22 protein-coding genes are annotated in these 22567 nt (G+C 72.0%); 9 read left to right on the top strand and 13 right to left on the bottom strand.

Annotated features, from left to right (window positions below; all coding sequences use genetic code 11):
* Positions 1-162 precede the first annotated feature (162 nt).
* The 3 genes from ABEA10_RS06605 to ABEA10_RS06600 all read right to left on the bottom strand — a co-directional run bounded on the left by ABEA10_RS06605 (position 163) and on the right by ABEA10_RS06600 (position 2133).
* Entirely contained in the window at positions 163-1146 is a 984-nt protein-coding gene (locus ABEA10_RS06605; protein WP_345458717.1) for a GNAT family N-acetyltransferase, read from the bottom strand.
* A gap of 145 nt (positions 1147-1291) precedes the next feature.
* A complete protein-coding gene (locus ABEA10_RS51025; RefSeq protein WP_425550876.1) occupies positions 1292-1507 on the bottom strand; it encodes a GNAT family N-acetyltransferase in 216 nt (71 codons plus the stop codon).
* Positions 1508-1572: 65 nt separating this feature from the next.
* Positions 1573-2133, bottom strand: coding sequence for an NUDIX hydrolase (locus tag ABEA10_RS06600; RefSeq protein WP_345458715.1), 561 nt, complete (start codon positions 2131-2133; stop codon positions 1573-1575).
* Between the two features lie 187 nt (positions 2134-2320).
* Between ABEA10_RS06600 and ABEA10_RS06595 the strand changes: the two genes are divergently transcribed.
* From ABEA10_RS06595 to ABEA10_RS06580, 4 genes are all read left to right on the top strand, one after another.
* On the top strand, positions 2321-2785 hold the full coding sequence (locus ABEA10_RS06595) for a hypothetical protein (RefSeq protein WP_345458713.1): 465 nt from the start codon (positions 2321-2323) through the stop codon (positions 2783-2785).
* Positions 2786-2895: 110 nt separating this feature from the next.
* A complete protein-coding gene (locus ABEA10_RS06590) occupies positions 2896-3570 on the top strand; it encodes a hypothetical protein (protein ID WP_329243260.1) in 675 nt (224 codons plus the stop codon).
* Between the two features lie 235 nt (positions 3571-3805).
* Entirely contained in the window at positions 3806-4636 is an 831-nt protein-coding gene (locus ABEA10_RS06585; RefSeq protein ID WP_345458710.1) for a thioredoxin domain-containing protein, read from the top strand.
* A gap of 82 nt (positions 4637-4718) precedes the next feature.
* A complete protein-coding gene (locus ABEA10_RS06580) occupies positions 4719-5369 on the top strand; it encodes a vitamin K epoxide reductase family protein (protein ID WP_345458708.1) in 651 nt (216 codons plus the stop codon).
* 75 nt (positions 5370-5444) lie between these two features.
* Here the strand turns inward: ABEA10_RS06580 and ABEA10_RS06575 are convergent, their stop codons facing one another.
* Together ABEA10_RS06575 and ABEA10_RS06570 are read right to left on the bottom strand one after the other, a co-directional pair.
* The gene (locus ABEA10_RS06575; RefSeq protein ID WP_345458706.1) at positions 5445-6665 is read right to left on the bottom strand and encodes an ArgE/DapE family deacylase; all 1221 of its coding nucleotides are present in this window, start codon (positions 6663-6665) and stop codon (positions 5445-5447) included.
* Positions 6666-6720: 55 nt separating this feature from the next.
* On the bottom strand, positions 6721-8397 hold the full coding sequence (locus ABEA10_RS06570) for a serine hydrolase (protein ID WP_345458704.1): 1677 nt from the start codon (positions 8395-8397) through the stop codon (positions 6721-6723).
* Positions 8398-8515: 118 nt separating this feature from the next.
* Here ABEA10_RS06570 and ABEA10_RS06565 point away from each other — a divergent pair, with 118 nt between their 5' ends.
* A complete protein-coding gene (locus ABEA10_RS06565; protein WP_345458702.1) occupies positions 8516-10120 on the top strand; it encodes an N-acyl-D-amino-acid deacylase family protein in 1605 nt (534 codons plus the stop codon).
* Positions 10120-11193 carry an alanine racemase gene (locus ABEA10_RS06560; RefSeq protein ID WP_345459007.1) on the top strand — a complete coding sequence of 358 codons (1074 nt, stop codon included), beginning with the start codon at positions 10120-10122 and terminating at the stop codon, positions 11191-11193. The genes ABEA10_RS06565 and ABEA10_RS06560 overlap by 1 nt, the downstream gene beginning before the upstream one ends.
* A gap of 89 nt (positions 11194-11282) precedes the next feature.
* Here ABEA10_RS06560 and ABEA10_RS06555 read toward each other — a convergent pair whose 3' ends face one another.
* From ABEA10_RS06555 to ABEA10_RS06535, 5 genes are all read right to left on the bottom strand, one after another.
* Positions 11283-11993, bottom strand: a complete 711-nt coding sequence (locus tag ABEA10_RS06555) for an ATP-binding cassette domain-containing protein (protein WP_345458700.1) — start codon at positions 11991-11993, stop codon at positions 11283-11285.
* Positions 11990-13870: a dipeptide/oligopeptide/nickel ABC transporter permease/ATP-binding protein gene (locus tag ABEA10_RS06550; RefSeq protein WP_345458698.1), complete on the bottom strand. Its 1881-nt coding sequence runs from the start codon at positions 13868-13870 to the stop codon at positions 11990-11992. The genes ABEA10_RS06555 and ABEA10_RS06550 overlap by 4 nt, the downstream gene beginning before the upstream one ends.
* The gene (locus ABEA10_RS06545; RefSeq protein ID WP_345458696.1) at positions 13867-14790 is read right to left on the bottom strand and encodes an ABC transporter permease; all 924 of its coding nucleotides are present in this window, start codon (positions 14788-14790) and stop codon (positions 13867-13869) included. The genes ABEA10_RS06550 and ABEA10_RS06545 overlap by 4 nt, the downstream gene beginning before the upstream one ends.
* Positions 14791-14802: 12 nt before the next feature.
* Positions 14803-16395 carry an ABC transporter substrate-binding protein gene (locus tag ABEA10_RS06540; RefSeq protein WP_345458694.1) on the bottom strand — a complete coding sequence of 531 codons (1593 nt, stop codon included), beginning with the start codon at positions 16393-16395 and terminating at the stop codon, positions 14803-14805.
* Positions 16396-16593: 198 nt separating this feature from the next.
* Positions 16594-18078, bottom strand: a complete 1485-nt coding sequence (locus ABEA10_RS06535; protein ID WP_345458692.1) for a PucR family transcriptional regulator — start codon at positions 18076-18078, stop codon at positions 16594-16596.
* Positions 18079-18258: 180 nt separating this feature from the next.
* Between ABEA10_RS06535 and ABEA10_RS06530 the strand changes: the two genes are divergently transcribed.
* Positions 18259-19575 (top strand): hypothetical protein, encoded by a 1317-nt coding sequence (locus ABEA10_RS06530; RefSeq protein WP_345458690.1) that lies wholly within the window; start codon positions 18259-18261, stop codon positions 19573-19575.
* A gap of 61 nt (positions 19576-19636) precedes the next feature.
* Here ABEA10_RS06530 and ABEA10_RS06525 read toward each other — a convergent pair whose 3' ends face one another.
* On the bottom strand, positions 19637-20656 hold the full coding sequence (locus ABEA10_RS06525; RefSeq protein WP_345458688.1) for an aldo/keto reductase: 1020 nt from the start codon (positions 20654-20656) through the stop codon (positions 19637-19639).
* A gap of 169 nt (positions 20657-20825) precedes the next feature.
* Here ABEA10_RS06525 and ABEA10_RS06520 point away from each other — a divergent pair, with 169 nt between their 5' ends.
* Positions 20826-21416, top strand: a complete 591-nt coding sequence (locus tag ABEA10_RS06520; RefSeq protein ID WP_345458686.1) for a TetR/AcrR family transcriptional regulator — start codon at positions 20826-20828, stop codon at positions 21414-21416.
* Positions 21417-21493: 77 nt separating this feature from the next.
* Positions 21494-21871, top strand: coding sequence for a signal peptidase I (locus tag ABEA10_RS06515; RefSeq protein ID WP_345458684.1), 378 nt, complete (start codon positions 21494-21496; stop codon positions 21869-21871).
* Between the two features lie 19 nt (positions 21872-21890).
* Here ABEA10_RS06515 and ABEA10_RS06510 read toward each other — a convergent pair whose 3' ends face one another.
* Both ABEA10_RS06510 and ABEA10_RS06505 read right to left on the bottom strand, forming a co-directional pair.
* Positions 21891-22175 carry an MGMT family protein gene (locus tag ABEA10_RS06510; protein ID WP_345458682.1) on the bottom strand — a complete coding sequence of 95 codons (285 nt, stop codon included), beginning with the start codon at positions 22173-22175 and terminating at the stop codon, positions 21891-21893.
* A 25-nt stretch (positions 22176-22200) separates the two neighbouring features.
* Entirely contained in the window at positions 22201-22410 is a 210-nt protein-coding gene (locus ABEA10_RS06505) for a hypervirulence associated TUDOR domain-containing protein (RefSeq protein ID WP_345458680.1), read from the bottom strand.
* Between the last annotated feature and the right edge of the window lie 157 nt (positions 22411-22567).

The raw sequence follows: 22567 nt of genomic DNA, 5'->3' as shown, positions 1-22567 counted from the left end.
TCCCTGAACTCTCCGTAACTGTAGACCGTCAAGCTCAGGAGAAGGCCGTGGCGCGGGCGGCGGCTCCCAACGAGTCCTTCCGGTCGTACACGGCCGGGGGAACCGCGTCCAGGTTGAAAGGTACCCGCCAGATGGCGGACCAGAGCTGCGAGCCCGACTCCTTCAGGGCCGAGATGCCGACAGGTCGTAGTGGTATTGCCGTGTCTTGCGCAGCGGACGGAAGCCCAGCCGCTCGTTGACGGCGAGCATGTGCTCGTTGTCCTCGGCGTTGTCGGTCTCGATCTCCTCGACCGCCGGCCACTCGGCGCGCAGCCAGTCGAGCATCGCGGCCTTGACCCACAGGCCGAGCCCGTTGCCGCGGTGCTCGGGCACCACGGCCGTGTCGGACTGGATGGCCCGGGTGCCGTCGCCGACCGGGATGACCAGCTCGGTGAAGCCGGCGATCTTGTCGCCGTGCAGGGCGCCGACCGTGAGGAGGGTGTCGCCGCGCTTCTCCACGACTTCGGCCATGTCGCGGACGCGGTCGGCGTCCCAGGTGGTCGTGGTGTCCATGTCTCCGGCGGGCATGTCGCCCATGGCGGACTTCGCGGTGGCGAAGGTGTCGGCCAGATCGTGGGGTACGACGCCGAGCCAGCGCGTCAGGCGGTAGCCGGGGTGCTCGGCGTGCACGATCTCCGCGATGCCGCTCACCTCGCGTACGTTGAGCAGGAGCAGGCTGAGGGAGAGCACGCAGGTGAACCCTTTGGCGTCGAGGAACGCGACGCCAGGGGTGTCGGAAGAGGCCTCGACGACGAGGCTGCGGCGCTTTTCCCGGCGCGCCGCGTGGGCGACGGTCTCGAGCAGGCGTGAGCCGATGCCGCGCCGCCGGTGGTCCGGATGGACGTCGATCGTGAACTGGCCGAGGTGGTCGCGCCCCGGCCCGTCGAAGAGGCGGAGCCGCGCGACCCCGGTCAGCATGCCGGCGGTGCGGACGGCCCACCGCAGGTCGCGGCTGTCCACACCGGGGGTGGTCAGGTCGCCGTGCACGTGGTCGAGCGTGGGCATCGGCTCGCCGGGCAGGTCACGGGCCACCGACGCGGCGAGGACGTCATGCCATTCCGCGACGTCGCTATCCGAGATGTCGTGCAGTTGCTGAACCGTGTCCAAGGAGGCTCCTCGAATGGTTGGCTCGCCTTCCTATGGACCGTACGCGCCACGGCCGTGACGCGTCTGTCATTCGAGGTAGCCGCCCGTGCGCGAAACTATGGGTTTGACCGCTATGCCCAAGAGATCCAGGCATATTGATCATGATTCATCGGGCACGGACTGAAAAGATCACCCGCGCTCGTGCGGCTTCGGCGGGAGCGCCGCCTGCCGCCGGTAACCCACGCGCTCTTCGTGGAACGGAACCGAAAGCGGAGTGGGTGTACGTCACCGCGACGACCGCCCCGCGTGCCCGGCCCCGTTCTTCGGCTGCCTCCATCAAGGCTGTGCCCGCGCCCCGGCGCCGGTAATCCTCCGCGACCACGAGGAGGTTCTCACCACGAACCGCATCCGCCCCAGGGGCCGATCGTCCGTGACGCGGCGTGACGATCAGTCCGGTACGCCGGGGGGACGGGCCGTCCGGCCGGGATCGGAGAGCACGTGGAGAAGGCCGATCAGCGTCGGGCCGTTCACGATCTTCCCTTCGGTGATGAGGCCGCGGACCTCCGAGAGCGGCACCCAGGCGATGCGTTCGGCCTCGGTGATGTCGGTCGGCGGCCCGATGTGCTCGGCGCCGTCCGCGCGGAAGATGTGGTGGCGAGAGTCGACCGAGCCGCTGGAGGGCTGTGAGACGACGAGGAGCCGCGGCGGCCCCGGCCGCCAGCCGGTCTCCTCCTCGGCCTCGCGCACCGCGGCCTCCTCGGGGGTCTCGCCCTCCTCGATCCGCCCGGCCGGGATCTCCCAGCCCCACGTGTCGGTGACGTGCCGATGCCGCCACATCAGCAGCACGCGGTCGCGCTCGTCCAGGACCACGACGGCCGCAACGGGCCGCGCCATCCGTACGACGTGCTGCTCGAAGCGGCTGCCGTCCGGAAGCTCGACGTCGACCAGATCGAGACTGATCCACGAACTCTCGTAGATCGCCCGCCGTCCGTGGACCGTCCACTCCATGGAGGTCATCCTTCCCGCTCGCTCGCCGCCGTGCCGTCGCTTGCATTACACCGTCAGCCTCGTTCCTCCTGTCTCATATGCCACATGTGATGGGTTTTCACCTCTTCCGGTCACGGGGTGCTCCGCCGCGCCACGAGGGTGCTTTGCTGGCGGGGGGCCAGACGGGTACCGCACGCAGAGGATGGTCATGGCGAAACGAACCCGCGGCCAGGCGCAGTCGGCGTGGTGGACGGGAATCGCGGCGCTGGGCGCCTTAGCCCTGTACACGGGCACGTGGCGCCTGTGGGCGCTGACCGTGCTGGTCTGGTGCATGTACGAGCTGTGCTTCTGCCCGACCAGGTGCGGCGTGGCGACGCGCGACGGCGACCCGTGCCGCAACGGCGCCCGCGGACGCCTGTACGCCTGCACGAACGTCGCGGGCCACCAGCAGCTCAAGACGGACGCCCTGTGGCACCTGCCCGGGCGCGGCTCGCTGGCCCGCCTGCGCCCGAGGTACGGCCACGGTGCGCCCTCGCACCGCAAGACGACGTCACCGCCCTCGTCGCCGGAACAGGGCTACGTGGAGCCGAACCAGCGGATCATGGCCTACGTCGCGGTCGTGTGCGTGTTCGCCATCGTCATTCAGACCGCGGTGGGGCTGGCGGTGCTCTGATCGGACACCGGACAGGGGGCGTCGGCTCAGGTCGGCAGTGCCGTACCGGGGCATCTCCGGCATCGGATCCCGGTCTTCTGGATGTTCGTCCGTGATGTCATACTCGCCCCATGAGGGCGGGCTCCGGGCTGCGGGCGTCACGCGCGGTGGTGTTCACCGTGCTGTCGGTGCTGCTGTCCGCCGGTGGCCGGCTGGTCGTGACCGGCAGGCCCATGCCGGTGGACACGCTGTTGCTCGCCGGTGCCGCCGTTTTCGTCCTGGCGCTGCTGCTGACCGGCGCGGAGCGCTGCTTCCTGCAGATCGCGGCCATGCTGGTCCCGGCCGAGCTGGCGCTGAACGCGCTGTTCAACAGCGTGCAGGAGCGGTGTGCCGTCGGCGTTCCGGGCGCGGGCTCCGGCGGTTGGCCGGGGCTGCTGGTCTGTGGTGGCGGCTCCGTACGGCCCGGCCTGCTCGGCGCCGCCACGGCCTCTCCCTCGCACTCGCTGGCCGTTCTCGCCGCCGGACAGGTCCTGTTGCTGCTGGCGCTGCACACCGTCGTCGCCCTCGTGATGGCCGCGTGGCTGCGGCGCGGTGAGGCGGCCGTCTTCGTGGTGCTGCGCGCGGCGGCGGCGCTGACCTGGACCGGGCTGACGGCACTGTCGGCACTGCTCACCGCCCCGGCTCCGGCTCCTCTGCCGCCCGCGTGGCGGGTGCCGCCGCTGGAGCGGCCGTGCCCCGGTCCGCGGTACGTGCTGCGGCGTACGTCGGCCCGCCGGGGCCCGCCGGTTCTCGCTCCGGCCTGCTGAGAGACCGCCCGAGACTCTCGCCGCACGGCGCCCAGGGAGGCGCCTCGGCGTCACGTCGGCGATCGGCCGAACCCAGGCTGACTCTCGTCTTCGCCTTGCGGCGTGCCCTCCGGGCCCCGCTCGCGACGGGCGAGGTCCGCCCGGCGGTCCCTCGGGGAAACCGTCCGCCTGCCAGGCGCGGGTTTCCCGCTCAGGCCATGTGTCCCTTTCTCACCTCTTCGAGCCGAGGACGGCCATGAGCGACAAGACCAAGAACAAGAACAAGAACGAGAACAGGACGAAGGGCTCCCGGCCCGACGGGCGGTCCGCGCGGTCGCGCCTGCGTGCCGAACAGCTCCGGCGGAGGCGGACACGCGCCCGGTGGCGCAGGGCCGGCATCGCCGCGGGGATCACGGCGATCCTGCTCGGCGGCGGAACGGCCCTCGCGATCGGCACCGCGAACGGCGGCGCCCAGGACGGCCAGGTGACGGTGCCCGCGAACGCCTCCGGAGCCGACGGCACGCTGATCGTCTACGGCAGGGCGACGGCACGTAACACCCTGGACGTCTGGGAGGACTTCCGCTGCCCGTACTGCGGCAAGCTGGAGAGGACCGACGGCAAGGCCATCCAGCGGTTCGCCGACACGGGCGTCTACAAGATCAGGTACCACATGGGGACGTTCCTGGACGGCAACCTGGGCGGCCACGGTTCGATGGAGGCGCTGCAGGCGGCCGGTGCCGCGCTCAACGAGAGCACGGCGCGATTCAAGGCGTTCCACGACGTCCTGTACGCCGACCAGCCCGACGAACGCACCGACGCGTTCGCCGACCGGAACCACCTGCTCGCCCTCGCCGCGAAGGTACCCGGCCTGACCACGCCCACCTTCGTCAAGGCCGTCAAGGACGGCACCTACGCCGGTTGGGCGCACCGGGTCAGTGACGCCTTCACCCGCAGCGGGGTCGACAGCACTCCGACGCTGAAGCTGAACGGCCGCACCCTGGCCGTGCTCGACGCCACGGGGAATCCGATCCCGCCGGCGGAGTACACCGCGCTCATCCAGCGGTCCGTCTCCGGCGGCTCGCGGTAGCCGGGGATCGCGTCATGATCGAGCGAAGCGAGGGAATCGAAGACACGCCCTTGTGGTCACCCTCCCCGACGAAGGAGGGCTCGTGACCACGTCGACCTCCCCGGCCACCCGCGCCCACGAGGCGGCCGGCGCCCCTCCGGGCCCGGTGCCCGGAGGCCGCCCGCTGGCCTGGCTGCTGCTGCTCGCCGGAGCGCTGGGCCTGGCCGCCTCGGGCATCCTCACACTGGAGAAGATCCGTCTCCTGGAGAACCCGGACTACCAGCCGAGCTGCAACATCAACCCGATCATCAGCTGTGGTTCGGTGATGCGCACGCCGCAGGCGTCCGCCTTCGGCTTCCCCAACCCGTTTCTCGGCATCGCGGGCTTTTCCGCCGTGATCGTCATCGGCGTCGCCCTCCTCGCCGGCGCGGCCTTCCGCCGCTGGTTCTGGCTCGGGCTCCAGGCGGGAGTCGTGCTCGGAGCCGTCTTCGTGCACTGGCTGATCGACCAGACGCTTTACCACATCGGCGCCGTATGCCCGTACTGCATGCTGGTGTGGGCCGCGACGATCCCGGTGTTCTGGTACACGACGCTGCACAACGTTCAGCGCGGGGTGATACCGGTCCCGGGGGCGTGGCGGCCGGCGGTCCGGACGGTCGCCCGCCACCACTGGCTGGTGCCCCTGGCCTGGTACGTGCTCATCGCGCTGCTGATCCTCAACCGGTTCTGGTACTACTGGCGCACGCTGCTGTAGCGGGCACGGCCTGACGGCCACGCGGTGCGTGCGGCCGTCGTCCTCCGGATGGCGGTGCGGCCGTCCGCACCGCCGTCAGCCGGTCGACCCGAAGGTGAGCGCCAGCCGGAGGAGGACCCGGGCGGTGGTCAGGATGTCCGCCACCGGCACGTACTCGTCGACCGCGTGCGCCTGCTCGATGTCGCCCGGCCCGTACAGCACGCCGGGAATGCCACGAGCGGCGTACAGCCGCAGGTCCGTGCCGTACGGGACGCCCACGGGCGTCGCGGGGCGGCCGGTCACGTCGGCGACGTGGCGCCGCACGGACTCCACCAGCCGGTGGGTGACCGGGGTCTCGGCCGGGGCGAACTGGCCGCCGCTCCAGGTCACCTCCGGCGGCGGCCCGGTGCCCGCCGCGGCCTGCCGTACCGCGGCCTCGAAGTCCTCGCGCACCGAGGCCAGGGTGCGGCCGATCGGGACGCCGAGACGGCCCTCGCACACCAGCTCGTCGGGGACGGTCGAGGACCACTCGCCGGTGGTGAGCCGGCCGATCGACAGCGGGTACGGCAGCGCCTGGCCGGCCATCAGCGGGTGCCCCCGGTCGGCGTTGAGCCGTTCCTCGAGCCCAGCCAGGGCCTGGTGGACGGGCCAGAACCGGTCGAGCGCGGAGACGCCGTCGAGGCGGCGGGACGCGTGGGCCGCCCGGCCGGTCAGGCGGAGCCGGAAGGTGAGCGCGCCCGCCGTCGCGCAGACCAGGGCGCCGCCGGTGGGTTCGGGGATGACGCAGCCCGCGAAGTCGGCGTCCCGGCGCAGCGCCGCGAAGGCGCCGATCCCGCCGTCCTCCTCACCCGCCACGACCTGGAGCACCACGTCTCCCGGCGGGCCACCGGCTTCACGCGCCGCGGCGAGCGCGTGCAGGGCCGCGACGACGCCGGCCTTCATGTCCGCCGCGCCCCGCCCGTACACCCGGCCGTCGCGGACCGTCGCCGAGAACGGCGGGTGCGTCCACGGCGCCGTACCCGGCGGGACCACGTCGACGTGGCCGTTGACCACCAGGCGCGGCGCGCCCGGGTCCCGGCCGGGGACCGTGACGAACAGGGACTGCAACGAGTCCCGCTCGACCTCTTCTCCCGGGTACCCCTCGGCCCGCCGCAGCTCGGCCAGGTCCTCCTCGTGGAGTTCGGCGTCGAGACCGAGCCGCCGCGCCAGCCGGTGCGTGAGGCGCAGCGCGTCCGCCTCCGCCGGGCGGCCGATCAGCTCGGTCAGGTCACGGACCAGGGCGGCCTCGCTGAGCGCCGCGTCGAGAGGGGCGGTCATGAGACCCCCTGCCGTGACCACTGGTGCACGTTTCTGATTCCCTTGCTCCGCTCGGTCATGGGTCGCGGGTGAAGTCGCCGGCGCTGGTGAGGAGGCGGCCGTCGTCGGTGAACTCCACCCGGCCGCCGTTCATGGTGAAGATCAGATCGCGCACGGGCACCAGCTCGGCGGGGACACCCGGGCCGATCCTCGCCGTCAGCCCGTCCGGCCCGCGCCGGCCGACCGTCGCGGTCAGCGGGCCGAGCCGGTACGTTCCGGCGAGCCGGTCGAGCAGCTCCCCGGTCAGGTGGCCGGTCTCCGGCACCCGCTCGAAGCGGATCGGGGCGACCGCCTCCTCCAGCGACAGCGCCGCCGCCGTCACCTCGCCCTCGAGGTCGTGGAAGAACTGCAGCGGCAGCGGGGTCGCCACCCCGAGCAGGTCGACCATGAGGTTGAACACCTCCAGGTGCCGGTGGACCACCGGGCCGGCCAGCGCCCGGTACCGGCCGTCCAGGCCGTCCCCGGACTCGGTGATGACCAGTTCGCCGTAGCCCGGGTCGCGGTACCGGCCGGCGTAGTCGCGCAGCGGGCGGACCGGCGGCAGCGCGGCCGAGCCGGTGACGAGCCGCTCCCGCCCCTGCGCGTGTCCGCGCAGCACCGCCTCCTCCCGCGCGAGCAGGGTCGCGCCGTGCGGCCGCGGATCCAGCCCGAGCAGGCGGTCGAGGATCGCGTGCGGCAGCGCGTCGCGCAGCGCGGTCCCCTCCCGGCCGGCCAGCACGGCGACCGCGCAGCCCGCCTCCGGCACCACCGCGACCTGGCTGGAGAAACCGTCGATGTTGCCGCCGTGAAAGACCACCCGGTGGCCGCGGTAGTCCTCGATCATGAGGCCGAGGCCGTACCCGACCGGGTCGCCGACGAGGAACAGCGACGGGTCCGACAGCGAGATCGCCGGGGTGCGCATGGCGGTCAGGACGTCGGCGGACAGCAGCGGCGGCCGATCGCCGACCCCGCGCCCCAGCAGGGTCATCAGCCAGGGACCCAGGTCCTCGGCACAGGAGTTGATGGCGCCGGCGGGCGCGATCGGGCCCAGCGGGGCGTACTCCACTTCGGCGACCGGCTCGCCCGGCGCCGGCGCCGCGTACCCCCGTGCGGCGTCATCGTCGGCCGCCGTCTCGGCGATCGAGAGGTTGGTGCGGTGCATGCCGAGCGGGTCGAGCAGCCGCTTGCGCACCACGCTCTCGTACGAGCCGCCGCACAGCCGTCCGGCGATCTCCCCGGCGCAGGCGTACAACAGGTTGTTGTACTGGAAGGTCTCCCGGAATCCCCGGCTGGGCTCCAGGTGGCGCAGCGCCTCGACCAGCTCCGTACGGGTCGTCTCCCCGGCCGCGGAGTACCACAGCAGGTCGTGCCGGGGCAGCCCGGAGCGGTGGCACAGCATGTCATGGACGGTCAGCCCCTCGGTCGCCGCCGGATCCACCAGCTGGAATCCGGGCAGGTAGCCGCGGACCGGCCGGTCCCACGCCAGCACCCCCTCGTCCACCAGCAGGGCGCACAGCGCCGCCGTGAACGTCTTGGTGGCCGACGCGATCGGGAAGAGCGTGCGCGCCGTCACCGGGCGCCGGCCGGCCATGTCGCGCAGGCCGAAACCGTCGCAGAGCACGACCGCGCCGTCGGCGACGACCGTCACCGCGACGCCGGGCACCCCGAACCGCTCCATCTCGGCCTCGATGAGCGCGCTCAGCTCAGTCGTCATGAACATACTTCACCGAACGGACGGTGATCGGCGCATCGTTCCCGCACACCAGAGGGGGGCCCGCGCATTGGTGGCGGCGTACGAAGCCATCGGGGAGCGCGGCCGTCACGCTGGGCGGGTGGCTCTTTCGATGGTGATACGCGGGGGCACCGTCTACGACGGGGACGGCCGGCCCGGAGTCCGCGCCGATGTGCTCGTCGAGGGTGACCGGGTGGTCGAGATCGGTACGGCACCGGCCGGGCACGATGCCGTGGCGCTGGACGCGGACGGCCTCGCCGTCGTGCCCGGTTTCATCAACGTCCTCAGCCATTCGTGGCTGACCGTTCAGCAGGACGGCTCCGTCGCCTCGGAGATCCGGCAGGGAGTGACCACCGAGGTCTCCGGGGAGGGCGACTCACCCGGCCCCGCGGACGCCCGCTACGCGGACTACCTCCGCGACATCTACGAGTCGCCGGGCCGGGCGGAGTTCGCCCGGCTGGCGGACGGCCTGGACGCCATCGCGGCCGGTGGTGTCGCCACGAACATCGCCTCCTTCGTCGGTGGCGCCAACCTGCGCTACCTCGGCGCGGGATTCGCCGACCGCCCCCTGGAGCCGGACGAACTGGACCGGGTCCGCGGCGTGCCGGCCGAGGAACTGGCCGACGGCGCGCTCGGCGTGGGCACCGCGCTGATCTACCCGCCGGGACGGTACGCCGGCACCGCCGAGCTCATCGCGCTCGCCGAGGTGCTGGCCGCCCACGACGCCCTGTACATCTCGCACCTGCGCAGCGAGGGCGACCGGTTCCTGGAGAGCCTCGACGAGCTGTTCACGCTGGGGGAACGCACCGGCGTGCGCGCCGAGGTCTTCCACCTCAAGACGGCCGGCCGGAAGAACTGGCCGAAGATGGCCCAGGCCGTCGAGCGGATCGAGGCGGCCCGCGCGGACGGCCGGGCGGTGGGCGCGAACATGTACCCCTACGAGGCGGGCGGCAACCCGCTGTCCGCCTGCATCCCTCCGCGCTACCACGACGGCGGCCCGGCCCGGCTCGCCCGGCGGCTGGCGGATCCGGACCGGCGCGCGGCGATGGCCGCGGACCTGCGCCGCGAGTCCGATGAGTTCGAGAACCTGTTCCTGGCCTCCGGCGGAGGCTCCGGAGTGCTGCTGCCGCGCGACCTCCGCGACGGCACCCCGGCACGCGGCCGGCGCCTGGACGAGCTCGCCGCGGACTGGGGCATGGACGACGCCGAGGCGCTGCTGGAGGTCGTCGCCCGCGACCCCTGGATCCAGGGCGTCTTCTTCTTCGTGGACCCCGCCAACCTGGAGCTCGGGCTGCGCCGGCCCTGGGTGGGCATCGGCTCGGACGCGATGGCGCAACCCGCCGAGCCGCCCTGGACCGACGACGCCGTCCACCCCCGCACCTACGGCACGTTCGCCCGGGTGCTCGGACACTACTGCCGGGAGCGGAAACTGTTCTCCTTCACCGAGGCGGTACGGCGGATGACCAGCCTTCCCGCGGACACGCTCCGGCTGTCCGGCCGGGGCCGGCTGCGTCCCGGCGCGTACGCCGACATCGTGGTCCTCGACCCGGACCGGGTCGCCGACACCGCGACCTGGGACCGGCCGCACAGCTACGCCGTGGGCGTCCGCCACGTCACCGTCAACGGGACCGTCGTGCTCCACGACGACCGGTTCACCGAGGCGAGACCCGGCCGGCGGCTGCGGCGCGCGGGAGCCGCCGCGTGATGCCCATCCCGGAGCTGGACACGCCCGCGCTCGTGGTCGACGTCGACCGGCTGGAGACGAACCTCGCCCGCATGGCCGGCCGGGCCGAGGCCGCCGGCATCGACCTGACCCCGCACGCCAAGACGCACAAGTGCGTCCCGCTCGCCCGCCGCCAGCTCGCGCACGGGGCGCGGGGGCTGACCGTCGCCACCCTGGACGAGGCGGAGCTGTTCGCCGACGGCGGCTGCGACCGGCTGTTCATCGCCTACCCCTGCTGGGCCGGCGGCGACCGCGCCGCACGTCTGCGCGCGCTGCACGAGCGTGTCGAGCTACGCGTCGGCGTGGACAGCGTCACGGGAGCCGACCAGCTCGCCGCGGCGATCCGCGGCGCGGACCACCCGCTCACCGTGCTCATCGAGGTCGACTGCGGCGGGCGGCGCAGCGGGGTGACACCGGACCGGATACGCGATCTCGTCACCCACTGCCTGCGGATCGGGCTCGACGTGGCGGGGGCGTTCTGCCACCCGGGCCACGCCTACACCTCGCCCGGCCAGGTGCCCGGAGCCGCCGCGGACGAGCGCGCCGCGCTCACCACCGCCGGTGCCGTCCTCACCTGGCTGCTCGACCGGCCCCCGGTGCTCAGCGGGGGCTCGACCCCCACCGCGCTGGACGGGCTGGCCCATCCGCTGACCGAGGTGCGCCCGGGCACGTACGTCTTCGGCGACCGGCAGCAGATGCACCTGGCCGCGGTGCCGGAGGACGAGATCGCCCTCGTGGTGGCCGCCCGCGTGGTGAGCGTGCCACGAGCGGGCGAGGCGGTACTCGACGCCGGTTCCAAGGCGCTGTCCAGCGACCGGCCGGCCTGGCTGACCGGACACGGCTGGATCGCCGAGGCGCCGGAGGCGACGGTCGCGGCGCTCACCGAGGAGCACGCGGTGGTCCGCGGCCTGCGCCGCCCGCCCGCCGTGGGCGACCTCGTCCGGGTGGTGCCGAACCACGTGTGCACGGCGGTGAACCTCGGCCGGGAGATCACCGTCGTCTCCGACGGCAAGATCGTGGACATGTGGCCGGTCGGACCCGGCGCCCGGCGCTGATCGGCGATGCCCGTCTCAGGGCTCCCGTCCGTGGCAGGACAGGAGAGTTCCGAGACGGGCCTTGAAACGGTGGGCTCGGAGACGCACCCTCAGCGGGTCACCGCCGGTCGTCCGCCGAGGTTGGGCACCGCCGCCAGCAGCGCACGGGTGTACTCGTCCCGCGGCGCCCCCACCACCTGGTCGGTCGGCCCGACCTCCACCAGGCGGCCGGCGCGCATGACGGCGACGATGTCCGCGACGTACCGCACCACCGCGAGGTTGTGCGAGATGAACAGGACCGACAGGCGGCGCTCGGCGCGCAGCTCGCGGATGAGGTTGAGCACCGCGCCCTGCACCGACACGTCCAGCGCCGAGGTGATCTCGTCGGCCACGAGCAGTTCCGGGCGGGCGCCGATGGCGCGGGCGATCGCGACCCGCTGCCGCTGACCTCCCGACAGCTCCCGCGGGTACCGGTCCGCGAGCGCGGGATCCAGGTTGACCTGGGCGAGCAGCCGCCGTACCTCGGCGGCGCGGTCCGCGCGGGGCAGGCCGAGGCCCTCGGCGACGGACGCGCCGACGGTCATCCGCGGGTTGAGCGAGCCGTACGGGTCCTGGAAGACGATCTGGCGGCGCCGGGGATCGACCCCGTCGATGCGCCCCGAGGCGATCGGCACCAGGCCGACGATCGCCTTGGCCAGCGTCGACTTGCCCGAGCCCGACTCGCCGACGAGCCCGACGGTGGTGCCGGGCGGTATCTCCAGGCTCACCCGGTCGACGGCGGTCGCGGAGCCGTACCGCACGGTCAGGTCGACGATGTTCACCGGCCGTCCTCCTCGTCGTGCACGTGTTCCGCGCCCACCGGCCCGGACCTCGGGTGCCAGCAGGCCAGGCGGCGGCCGCCGGGCAGGTTCTCCAGCGAGGGCCGCTCCTCGTGGCAGGTGTCGGTCGCGTACGCGCACCGTGGGGCGAACGCGCAGCCGGTGGGCAGTTCGCCCGGGCCGGGCGGACGGCCGGGAATCGTGGCCAGCGGGCGGTCGCGGTCGGTGTTCATGTCGGGCAGGGAGGCGAGCAGCGCCCGGGTGTACGGGTGGGCCGGCCCGGAGGTCAGATCGCCGACCGGCAGCTCCTCCACCACCCGGCCCGCGTACATCACCACGACCCGGTCGCAGATCTGGGAGACGACGGCGACGTCGTGGGAGATGAAGAGCACGCCGGCGCCGTTGTCGGCGCTCACCTCGCCGATGAGGTCGAGGATCTGCCGCTGCACGGTGACGTCGAGGGCGGTGGTGGGCTCGTCGGCGATCAGCAGCCGGGTGCTGTCCATCAGGCCCATCGCGATCGTGGCCCGCTGCCGCATCCCGCCGGAGAACTCGTGCGGACGCTGCCTGGCGCGCCGGGCCGGATCGGAGATCCGCACCCGGCCCAGCAGGTCGATCGCCCGCCGCCGCGCCGCCGTCCGGGACAGGCCCGCGTGTACCCGGGGAACCTCGGCGAGCTGCGTACCCACCCGCAGCGCGGGGTTGAGCGAGGCCATCGGATCCTGGAAGACCATCGCCAGCGTGGTGCCGAGCAGCCGCCGCCGCTCCGCCCGGTCGAGGGTGTCGAGATCGCGGTCGTCCAGGCGGTGGCGGGTGGTACGCACCGTGCCGGGATAGGGCACCAGCCCGCCGATGGCCTGGGCGGTGAGGCTCTTTCCGCTGCCGGACTCGCCCACCACCCCGACGACCTCGCCCGAGCTCACCCGGAGCGAGACGTCCCGCACCGCGGAGCCGGCACCGGGGAAGGTCACGGACAGTCCGTCCAGCTCCAGGATGTCGCCCGTCCCCTCGGGGGCCGGGTCGGCGGCGGGCTCCTCGACCGCGGACGCCGCCCGACCGGCCGGCGCCGTCTCACGGGCGGCGAGGCGGGCGAGACGTTCCCCCAGCAGGTTGAAGGCGATTCCGGCGAGCATGATCGCGGCGGCCGGGCCGAGGGCGACCTCCGGGTTCACGTACGCCCGGCCGAGCCCTTCGGACAGCATCCGGCCCCAGTCGTAGCTCGGCGGCTGGGTACCCAGGCCGAGGAAGGAGAGCCCGGCCAGCCCGAGCAGGGCGGATCCCATGATCATGGTGATGTTGAGGATCAGCGGCTCGGCGACGTTCGGCAGGATGTGCCGGGTCAGGATGCGCCCGCGCGGGACGCGCAGCACTCGCGCGGCGGCGACGTAGTCGGAGCCGACCACCGACGAGGTGAGCGTGAGCGTGAGCCGCGCCAGCACGGGCGCGGTCGCGACGCCGATCCCGATGACCGCGCCGCGCGCGCCCAGGCCGAGCACGACGCTGGTGAACATGGCCAGCAGCAGGCCGGGAACGGCGACCAGCGTGTTGACGGTGCTCGCCAGGAACCGGCCGGCCCGGCCGCCGAGCACCGCGGGCAGCGCGCCGAGCGGTACGCCCACCACCACGCCGATCAGGGTCGCGAGGAACGCGAGGACGAGCGAGGGCCGCGTCGCCACGAGCACCCGCGCGAAGATGTCCCGGCCCACACTGTCGGTGCCGAGCGGGTGCCCCGGCGAGTGGCCCTGGAGGATCTCCGCGGCGTCGATCCGGGCCGCGCGATCGCCCCAGATCGGCGGCGCGACGACGGCCAGCACGATCAGCGCGGTCACCAGGACGACGCCGGCCAGCCCGGCGGGGGAGCGCAGGATCCGTCGCATCATCGCCGCCCGATCTCCGAGCGCGGATCGAGCGCCGCCAGCGCCACGTCCACGAGCAGGTTGACGGTCAGCACGAACGCCCCGTAGATGAGGATGACCGCCTGCGCGACCGGGTAGTCCTTGGAGACCACCGACTCGGTGATCTTCGATCCGAGGCCGGGCCAGGCGAAGACGTTCTCCACGATGACGGTGCCGGCGATCAGCGAGGCCAGCACCATGCCGCCCACGGTCAGCGCGGCGGTCAGCGTGTTCGGCAGCAGGTGCCGGGCGTAGAGCCGGAGCGCGGGCAGGCGCTTGGCCCGCGCCATCCGCACGTAGTCCTTGCCCAGTTCGCGCAGGGTCTCCACGCGGACCATCCGGGCGAGCACCGCGGCCGGTCCCGCGGCGAGCGCGACGGCCGGGAGGACGTAGGAGTCCGGCCCCGCCCGGCCCGCCGGTGGCAGCCAGTGCAGGGCGACCGCGAACACCACGACCAGGCCGACCCCGAGCAGGAACTCCGGCACCGCCGCCACCGCGCCGGTGACCGCGGTGAAGGTCAGCTCACTGCCCCGGTGCCGGCCGTTCTCGGTGCGGACCGCCAGCAGCATGCCCAGCGGGATCGCGATGAGCAGCGCCAGCGCGGTGGCCACCGCGGCGAGCTCCAGCGTGTTCACCAGCCGCGTTCCGATGATCTGGTCGACCGGCTGGCGCGAGATGAACGACGTGCCGAAGCGGCCGGTGAAGACCTCCTTGAGGTAACGGCCGAACTGCACCGGAAGTGCGTCGTCCAGGCCCAGGTCGGCCCGGCGCTGCTGGACCAGCGCGGCGGGCGCGGTCGGCCCGAGCGCGGCACGCACGGGGTCGCCGGGGATGAGGTGGATCATCGCGAACGACGCGACCAGGAGCACCGCCATCGAGACGACGAACCTCACCACTCTGCGCACAACCGGCACCGGTCAGCCCTTCAGCATGCGGAACATGGTCGGCTGGGCGAGCCCGCCGGGAATCACGACCTTGGCGTTCTTGCTGGCCACGAGCTGGGTCCGTTCGGCGACCGGGACGACGTCGTAGTCGTCGAACAGCGCCGACTCGGCCTGCGCCCAGGTCGTGCACGCCCCGTTCGCGACGGAGCCCGTGGCCGCCTGCGCGGTGAGCTTGTCGTAGCGGTCGTTGTGGATGCCGGCGAAGTTGGTGCCCTTGGGCACGGTCGGCCCGGACAGGTAGGCCAGCAGCTGCGAGGGCAGGCTCACCCCGATCGGTACCTCCGACACGTCCCAGTCTCCGCTCTTGAAGATCACGTCATTCCACGCGGCGTCCGCCATCCCCTTGAGGTCGACGGCCACGCCGATCTTCTTCCACGCGTCGGCCATGAACTCCGCGCCCGCCTGGGTGCCGGGGCCGAAGTCGTTGTCGTAGACGACGCGGATGCTCAGCCTCTTGCCGTTCTTGGCGCGCACGCCGTCCGGCCCGGCCTTCCATCCGGCGGCGTCCAGGGCCGCCTGCGCGGCGGCCGGGTCGTACGACGGCCGGTGCCCGGACACGCTGTCCACCTTGCACGGCCGCGGCGACAGCGTGGTCATCCCGGTCGACTTCTTGCCGGTCGCCTGGGTGTCGACCTTGGCGAGCTGGTCCAGGTCGACCGCGCGGGCCAGGGCTTGGCGCACCGCCGGGTCGGCGCCCGGCCGCCCGCCGTTCTGGTTGAAGAAGAACTCACCGTTGCCGTCGGGCAGCGTGCTCGTCAGGACGCCGGGCGCGTGCTCCACTCGCCTGCGGTCGGCGCCGGTGTAGATGCCGGCGTTGAGCTGGCCGCCGAGCAGCAGGTTGGCCGAGGTCGACTCGTTGGCGACGATCTTCAGGACGACCTTGGCGGGCACCCCCTTGTCGCCCGTACCGCTGCCCCCGGGGCCCCAGGTGTAGCCCTTGCGCGCCACCAGCGTGTAGTGGTCGCCCTGCACCGAGTCGGTCAGCTCGTACGGTCCGGAGCCGGAGGTCTTGCCGGCCAGCGTCTTCGGGTCGTCCAGCCCCTTGCCGCAGACGATGAATATGGCGACCGCGCTCTGCAGCAGGAACTGGCTGGGCTTCTTGGTGCGCAGGGTCACCGTGCCCTTGGCGTTGTCGCCGGTGGCCTTGACGTCGGCCGGCACGAGCACGCCGACGATGGGGGACTTCGTCTTCGGATCCACCGTGTGGTTGACGCTCTTGGCCACCACGTCGGGCGTCACCGCCGAACCGTCGGAGCAGGTGGCCCCCTGGTGCAGGGTGAAGGTGACCGCGTTCGGGGTGACCGACCACTTCGTGGCCAGGCCCGAGACGATGTTGTTGTTCTGGTCGGTGTGTACGAGCGTGTCGTAGGCGAACGAGAGCAGCAGGTTGGTGTTGCCCTGCACGGCCGTGGACGGGTCGAGTGAGCCCGGATCGCCGGCCGTCGCCATGGTGAACGTCGCTCCGCTGACCACGGCGCCGTTCCCGGCGCTGGTCCCGCCGGAGGAACACGCGGCCAGGACCAGCGTGGAGCAGGCGACGATGGACGTCGCCGCGAGTCGTTTCATACCAGCTCTCCTCGGGGCACCGACAGCATGCCGCGAGCATTGTGCCCGGTAGGCATGGGTGTCTTTGTCATCTGGGCACAAGATGCACGTTGCGGACTGTGCCGCCCGCCAAGATCGGGGTGGTGACTCTTCGCGGGAAGGTGAAAAGCGAGATCCGGCCGGCGTCCGGCACTCCGCTGCCCGCGCGGCGGGTTCCGGTCACAGCTCGGCAAGGCGGAGCTGGAGGTGGAGGAGCAACCGTTCGTCCGGGCGATCCAGCCGCAGGCCGAACAGCTCGGCCGCGCGGGTCATCCGGTACCGGAAGGTGTTCGGGTGGATGTGCAGCCGCGCCGCGGCGGCCGGCACGTCACCGGACGTCTCGAACCAGGCCCGTAGCGTCGGCAGGTACGCGGTGCCGTGCTCGCCGTCGTGCGCGATCACCCGGCCCATCACACCGCCCCGCAGCGCCTCCAGCCCGCGTACGGCGTCGGCCAGCTCGGCCAGCACGAGGCTGTCCCGTTCGGCGCTCGCGTGGATGATCTCCACGCCGCTCTGTCTCGGCCGGTGCCGCAGGGTCAGCAGCCGGTCGACGCGGCGGCGGGCGACGGCGAGCTCGTCGGCCCGCTCGATGGGGTCGCTGACGCCGACGCGGCCGGAGGGCAGGGTCACCCGCGAGATGACGCCGTTCAGGTAGGACTCCAGCCGGTCCCGTTCGGTGACCGGCAGCAGGCCGTACACCCGGCCGTCGAGGACGGCGGCGAGCCCGACGCCGCGGAAGCGGTGAGCCGTCAGGCTCAGCACGTCCGCGAGCCGGGTGTCGAGGAGCTCCCGTTCGCCCACCTCGTCGTCGCTCGTCAGCACGACGAGCACGGAGGGCCCGGGGAGGGTGAAGTCGAGCTCGGACGCGTCCGAGCCGAGCAGCCGGCCGAGCAGCCACGCCCGGGTCTCCCGGCCCCGGTCGGCGAAGTGGTCCTGGTGCATGAGGCAGGCCGCGACCGCGTCGACCGAGGCGGTCAGGACGTCGTCGGCGTCCGCGCAGAGCACCTGCCGGTTGCCCACCGCCCAGATCGAGCCGAGCGGTTCGGTGCCGGCCCGTACCGCGATCGCCAGCCGGGCCGCGCTCTCCGTACCGTCGGTGAACTCGCAGACGCCGGAGCTGCGCCACAGCCGCGCGTACCACTTCTCCCGCTCCACGTGTTCGGGCACCTGCCGGCCGAGGATGCCCTTGCGCCGTACCTCGTCGACCGGCTGACCGGGCACGGTGCTGAACGCCACCACCCGGCGGCGCGCGTCCTCGATCGCCACCGCCCCGCCCAGAGCCGTGGCCAGCGCGTCGGCGAGGTGGAACGCGTCGTGCTCGGCGAGCTTGCCGAACGACTCGCCGACCGCCCACCGCACGCGGTCATAGACGTCGCTCCAGCGGGCGCTGTCGGCCACGGCGAAGACGGCACAGCTCCCCGAGGCGTGCGCCAGCGCCGCGTTCACCGCGGACTCGCGGACCACGACCCCGGCGCAGCCGGGAAGCCCGGCCTCCGGGGTCGCGCAGAGCACCAGCAGATCCCCTTCCGGAGGCGGGTCGCCGACCGTGTGCAGCACCACTCCCCGGACGGGGAGATACGGATCCGGGATGCGAACGCGGCGGAGCGTCGTACGGCTGAGCGCCGCGAGTTCGTCGAGAGGTACCAGCCGGGAGGCCCGCGTCATGCATCGATGATGCTGGACATTTATCTCCAATACCAAACATTCCACCTGCGGTGACATACCGGATACGTTCCGGGGACTGGTAAATCGGACAAGATGCCCCACGCGCTGTTGGGCGCGGATCCATTACCGGCCCGCCGTACGGTGATTAGCGTGCGCCCCACCAGGAGATGGGAGCGCAGAATGAGAAGGATCCCTCGGATCGCCGCCCTGCTCATGACCACCGGCCTGACGACACTCACCCTCGCCACGCCACCCGCACACGCCGACGACAATTCCGTCTACCGGGCGCTGGACGGCGCGGCGACCACCACCGACGACCAGTTGGCGACGCTGCGATTCTGGCTGGGCCCGAATCTCGACAGCGCCGCGAAACTCCAGCGGCCCTTCGGCGCCGCCGCGTACACGGCCAACAACGACACGAAGGAGCACACCGACTACGCGGGAAAGGTGCCGAACAAGCGGGAGAACGTGCCCGACGCCGGGGACGCCGGAAAGCTCTACACCGGTACGGGCGCGATCGCCAAGACCGCCGGCAAGCTCTTCTATGTGGAGACCGGCACGGCGCCCACCCAGAGCGATTCCAACGACAAGCCCGGCGACTACAATTATCTGGGCCAAAAGCTGCCCCAGCCGGCCGACCCGGACGACCCCTGGGTCGATGTCACCGCCTTCACCCGTACGGTGAGCGGCGGAACCACCACCGACAGCTGGACCGGCGTCTGCTCGGCCGATTCGGTGGACAGCGCTAACCGGAGCACGATCATGTCCGCCGGCCACTGCACCGAGGCGTCGCACGTCCTCTCCAAGACCGGCGATCCCTCGTACACGAGCGTCCAGATGTCCAAGTGGATCTTCATCCCGGGCTACGTCGGCATCACGGACCACGGCGCCACCGGTACCGACACGTCGCTGTCGCAGGCGGCGCCGTACGGCGTCTGGGTGGCCGGCCACGTCTACACCACCCCGTACTGGGACGACTGGGCGCGCGGTCAGGCCGGGCGGGACACCGAGAGCCTGGATCTCAACGCGTTCGGCTATGACGTCGCGGCCATGACCGTCGCCGATCCGCAGCACCCGGGCAGCAGGCTCGCCGACGTCGTCGGATCCCAGCACGTGGCGTTCAACGCGCCGGCGAACCAGAACATCACCGCGTTCGGCTACCCGCAGGGGCCGAACCCCCAGTTCGGTCAGTACTACGGCGGCCGTTCCCCGGCGGTGTGCGCCGGCTCCAGCTTCGGCGACGTGGCCGGCACCGGCAGCACGGGTGCGGGCGGCGTTCCCGGCCTGCAGGACCACGGTCTGTGGTGCACGCTGACGGAGGGGGCGAGCGGCGGGCCGATGCTGTACGACTACGACTCGTCGACCGGGACCGGCACCCAGATCTCGGTCATCTCCTTCAAGGAGCCCCTGGGCACCAGTGGGCTGTACGTGATGGGCCCGCAGTTCGGATCGGTCGTCGAGGGCGTGTACGACGCCATCGGGGCCCTGACGCCCTGACCTCCGGACGGACGGCGAGGCCCTCCGGACCCGGAGGGCCTCGCCGTTCTCGGAGGAGCGATCAGCGGCGGCGCAGCGCCGGGTCGAGCAGGGCGGGCGGAGTGTCGAACTTCTCGTGTGCGGCCAGGTCGACGCCGGGCGCGACGATCGCGTCGATGGCATCCAGGACGTCGGCGGGAAGCACGGTGTCCGCGGCGGCGAGCTGCGAGTGCACGTGGTCCAGCGTCCGGGGACCGATGATCGCGCTGGTCACCGCGGGATGCGCGGTCACGAAACCGAGCGCGAGCTGGATCATCGTCAGCCCGGCCTCGTCGGCGACCTTCGCCAGCCGCTCGACGGCGTCGAGCCGGGCGCGGTTGGACGGGACGGACAGGTCGAAGCGCTCCGGCATGAACGCCGACCGGTGGGTGGTGACCTCCCGGCCCTCGCGGATCGCGCCCGACAGCCAGCCCGAGGCCAACGGGCTCCACACCAGCACGCCGAGCCCGTACTGCTCGGTCACGGGCAGTACGTCGGACTCGATCCCGCGCTGCAGGATCGAGTAGCTGGGCTGCTCGGTGACGTAGCGGCTCAGGTGGTTCTCCCGCGCGGCCCATTCGGCCTGCACGATCCGGTACGCGGGGAAGGTCGAGGAGCCGAAGTAGCGGATCTTCCCCGCGCGCTGCAGGTCGGTCAGGGCCGACAGCGTCTCCTCGTCGCTGGTCGCCGGGTCCCACCGGTGGATCTGGTAGAGATCGACGTGGTCGACGCCGAGGCGGCGCAGGCTGTCGTCCAACGCGGTGACCAGCCATCGGCGCGAACCGCCCCGATGGTTTCGCTCGTCACCGATCGGCATGCCGGCCTTGGTGGCCAGCACGATGTCGTCGCGGCGCCCGGCGATGGCCTTGCCGACCATCTCCTCCGACTCACCGTCGCCGTACATGTCGGCGGTGTCGATGAGGTTGATCCCGGCGTCGAGGGCCGCGTCGACGATGGCGGTGGCCTCGTCCTGGGTGGTGCGTCCGATCCTGCCGAAGTTCATCGCGCCGAGCGCGAGAGAGCTGACCTGTACGCCGGTGCGGCCCAAGGTGCGGTACTGCATGACCGTGTTTCCTTCACTGCTGGTGAACGGTGGTTTGCTCGGTGGTTGTTCTGGCTGTCTTGGTCGTCGGGCCGTCGCTCTGGCATCATGGGCAAACGGAACCCTGTTCCGATAACAATACGGATCCTTGTTCCGTTTTGGCAAGCTCGGCGATGGAGGGAGCGGCGCGGTGAACGACCGTGACGGGGACGCGGGGCGTGCGGCCCCGCGCAAGCGGGCCGATGCCCGGCGCAACGAGAGGACGCTGCTCGATGCGGCCGCGGCGGTCTTCGTGACCTCGGGTGTCGAGGCGCCGGTACGCGACATCGCGGCCAGGGCGGGAGTCGGGGTGGCCACGATCTACCGCCACTTCCCGACGCGAGCGGACCTCATCATCGCCGTCTACCGGCACCAGGTCGAGTCGTGCGCCGAGGCGGGTCCGGCCCTGCTGGCGAGCAGTGCGACTCCCCATGACGCGCTGGGGCGGTGGGTCAACCTCTTCGTCGACTTCCTGGTCACCAAGCACGGGCTCGCCGCCGTGCTGCGGTCCGACGAGGCCGGGTTCGAGGCGCTGCACACCTACTTCCTCGACCGGCTCATGCCCGTGTGTGCGCGGCTGCTCGAAGCCGCGGCCGCCGCCGGCGAGATCCGGCCCGACATCGACGCGTACGAACTCATGCGCGGCGTCGGGAACCTCTGCATCGGCGCGGACAGCGATCCGCGCTACGACGCGCGTCGCCTGGTCGAGCTCCTCATCGCCGGATTGCGCCTACCGCGTTAGTCGCCGCTGCCAAGCGGAACGTTATTCCGGATCTCTGATAGCCGTCCGCGCCGCTTGAGGCGATAACGTCGCGGCCCGTGAGTGAGAACGTATACGTGGGAAACGCCACCGTGGACGCCGCAGGTGATCGCGGCTGGCTGCTCGGACACTTCAAGCCGGTGGGCGATGTCCGGCACAGCGATGACGTCGAGATCAAATGGGGCGTACATCCGCGCGGAGATCGACGTGCGGAGTGGGTCACCGAAGAGAAGCGCACCGCGCTGCTCGTACTGATCAGCGGCCGGTTCCGGGTGGAGGTGCCGGGGCGCAGCGTTCTCCTCGCCGACCAGGGCGACTACGTGGTGTGGGGCCAGGGTGTCGATCACTCCTGGTACGCCGAAGAGGAATCGGTCGTGCTGACCGTACGCTGGCCGTCGGTTCCGGGTTACGCCGTTCCCGCCCAACGTCGCACCTAGCCGAGTCGCCGCCCCGCGGTCACCGCTTGGAGGACCGCCGTGCGCGTTTCATGTCCACTCGTCCGCCGAGCATCGGTGTTCCCTCGGCGTTGAGCAGCGCCGGCGCCTTTCCGCCGTGGCATGAGGCGGGTGTTCCGTCGGCGTGGACGACACGCCACCACGGCACGCCGTCGCCGAGCAGGCTCATCGCCCGTCCCACCTGCCGTGGGCCCGCGCCGATCCGCTCGCCGATATCACCGTAGGAGGCGACGGAACCGGCCGGGATGGCGATGACCGCTTCGCGGACATCCTCGATGATGCTCATACCGGCACCTGACACGGGTAGGGCTCTAGAGCTTCGTCAGCGCGCGTCCTTTGTGCATGGCGATGTGATCGGTTTTGTCGCTCTTGATCTCGTATTGCGGGTCGCTCTCACTGGCGTGGTGTACGTAGCCTTTGTATCCGACGTCGTGGGTGTGCTTCTTGATGATGACGCCTTCCACGTACCCGGCTTCGGAGTTCCATCTCACGTGGTCTCCGACGGAGAACTGCTCAGCCATTTCCGATCCTTTCAAGACGCGGACCCGGTCGGGAGATCGGGGAAGACGGCCGACCGCGATGATCCCGCCGGCCGTGACCTCCGCCGGGTCCGTTTCCCTTGGTTCGTGGCCTTTATCGAGGTCCTGCTCGGTGTGCCCGACACGAAACCCCGGGCGC

It is taken from the genome of Actinoallomurus oryzae, from assembly GCF_039541955.1.
GTDB classification, from domain to species: domain Bacteria; phylum Actinomycetota; class Actinomycetes; order Streptosporangiales; family Streptosporangiaceae; genus Actinoallomurus; species Actinoallomurus oryzae.
The sequence above is the reverse complement of the archived record's forward strand: the minus strand, read 5'-3'. Positions and strand labels throughout refer to the sequence as shown.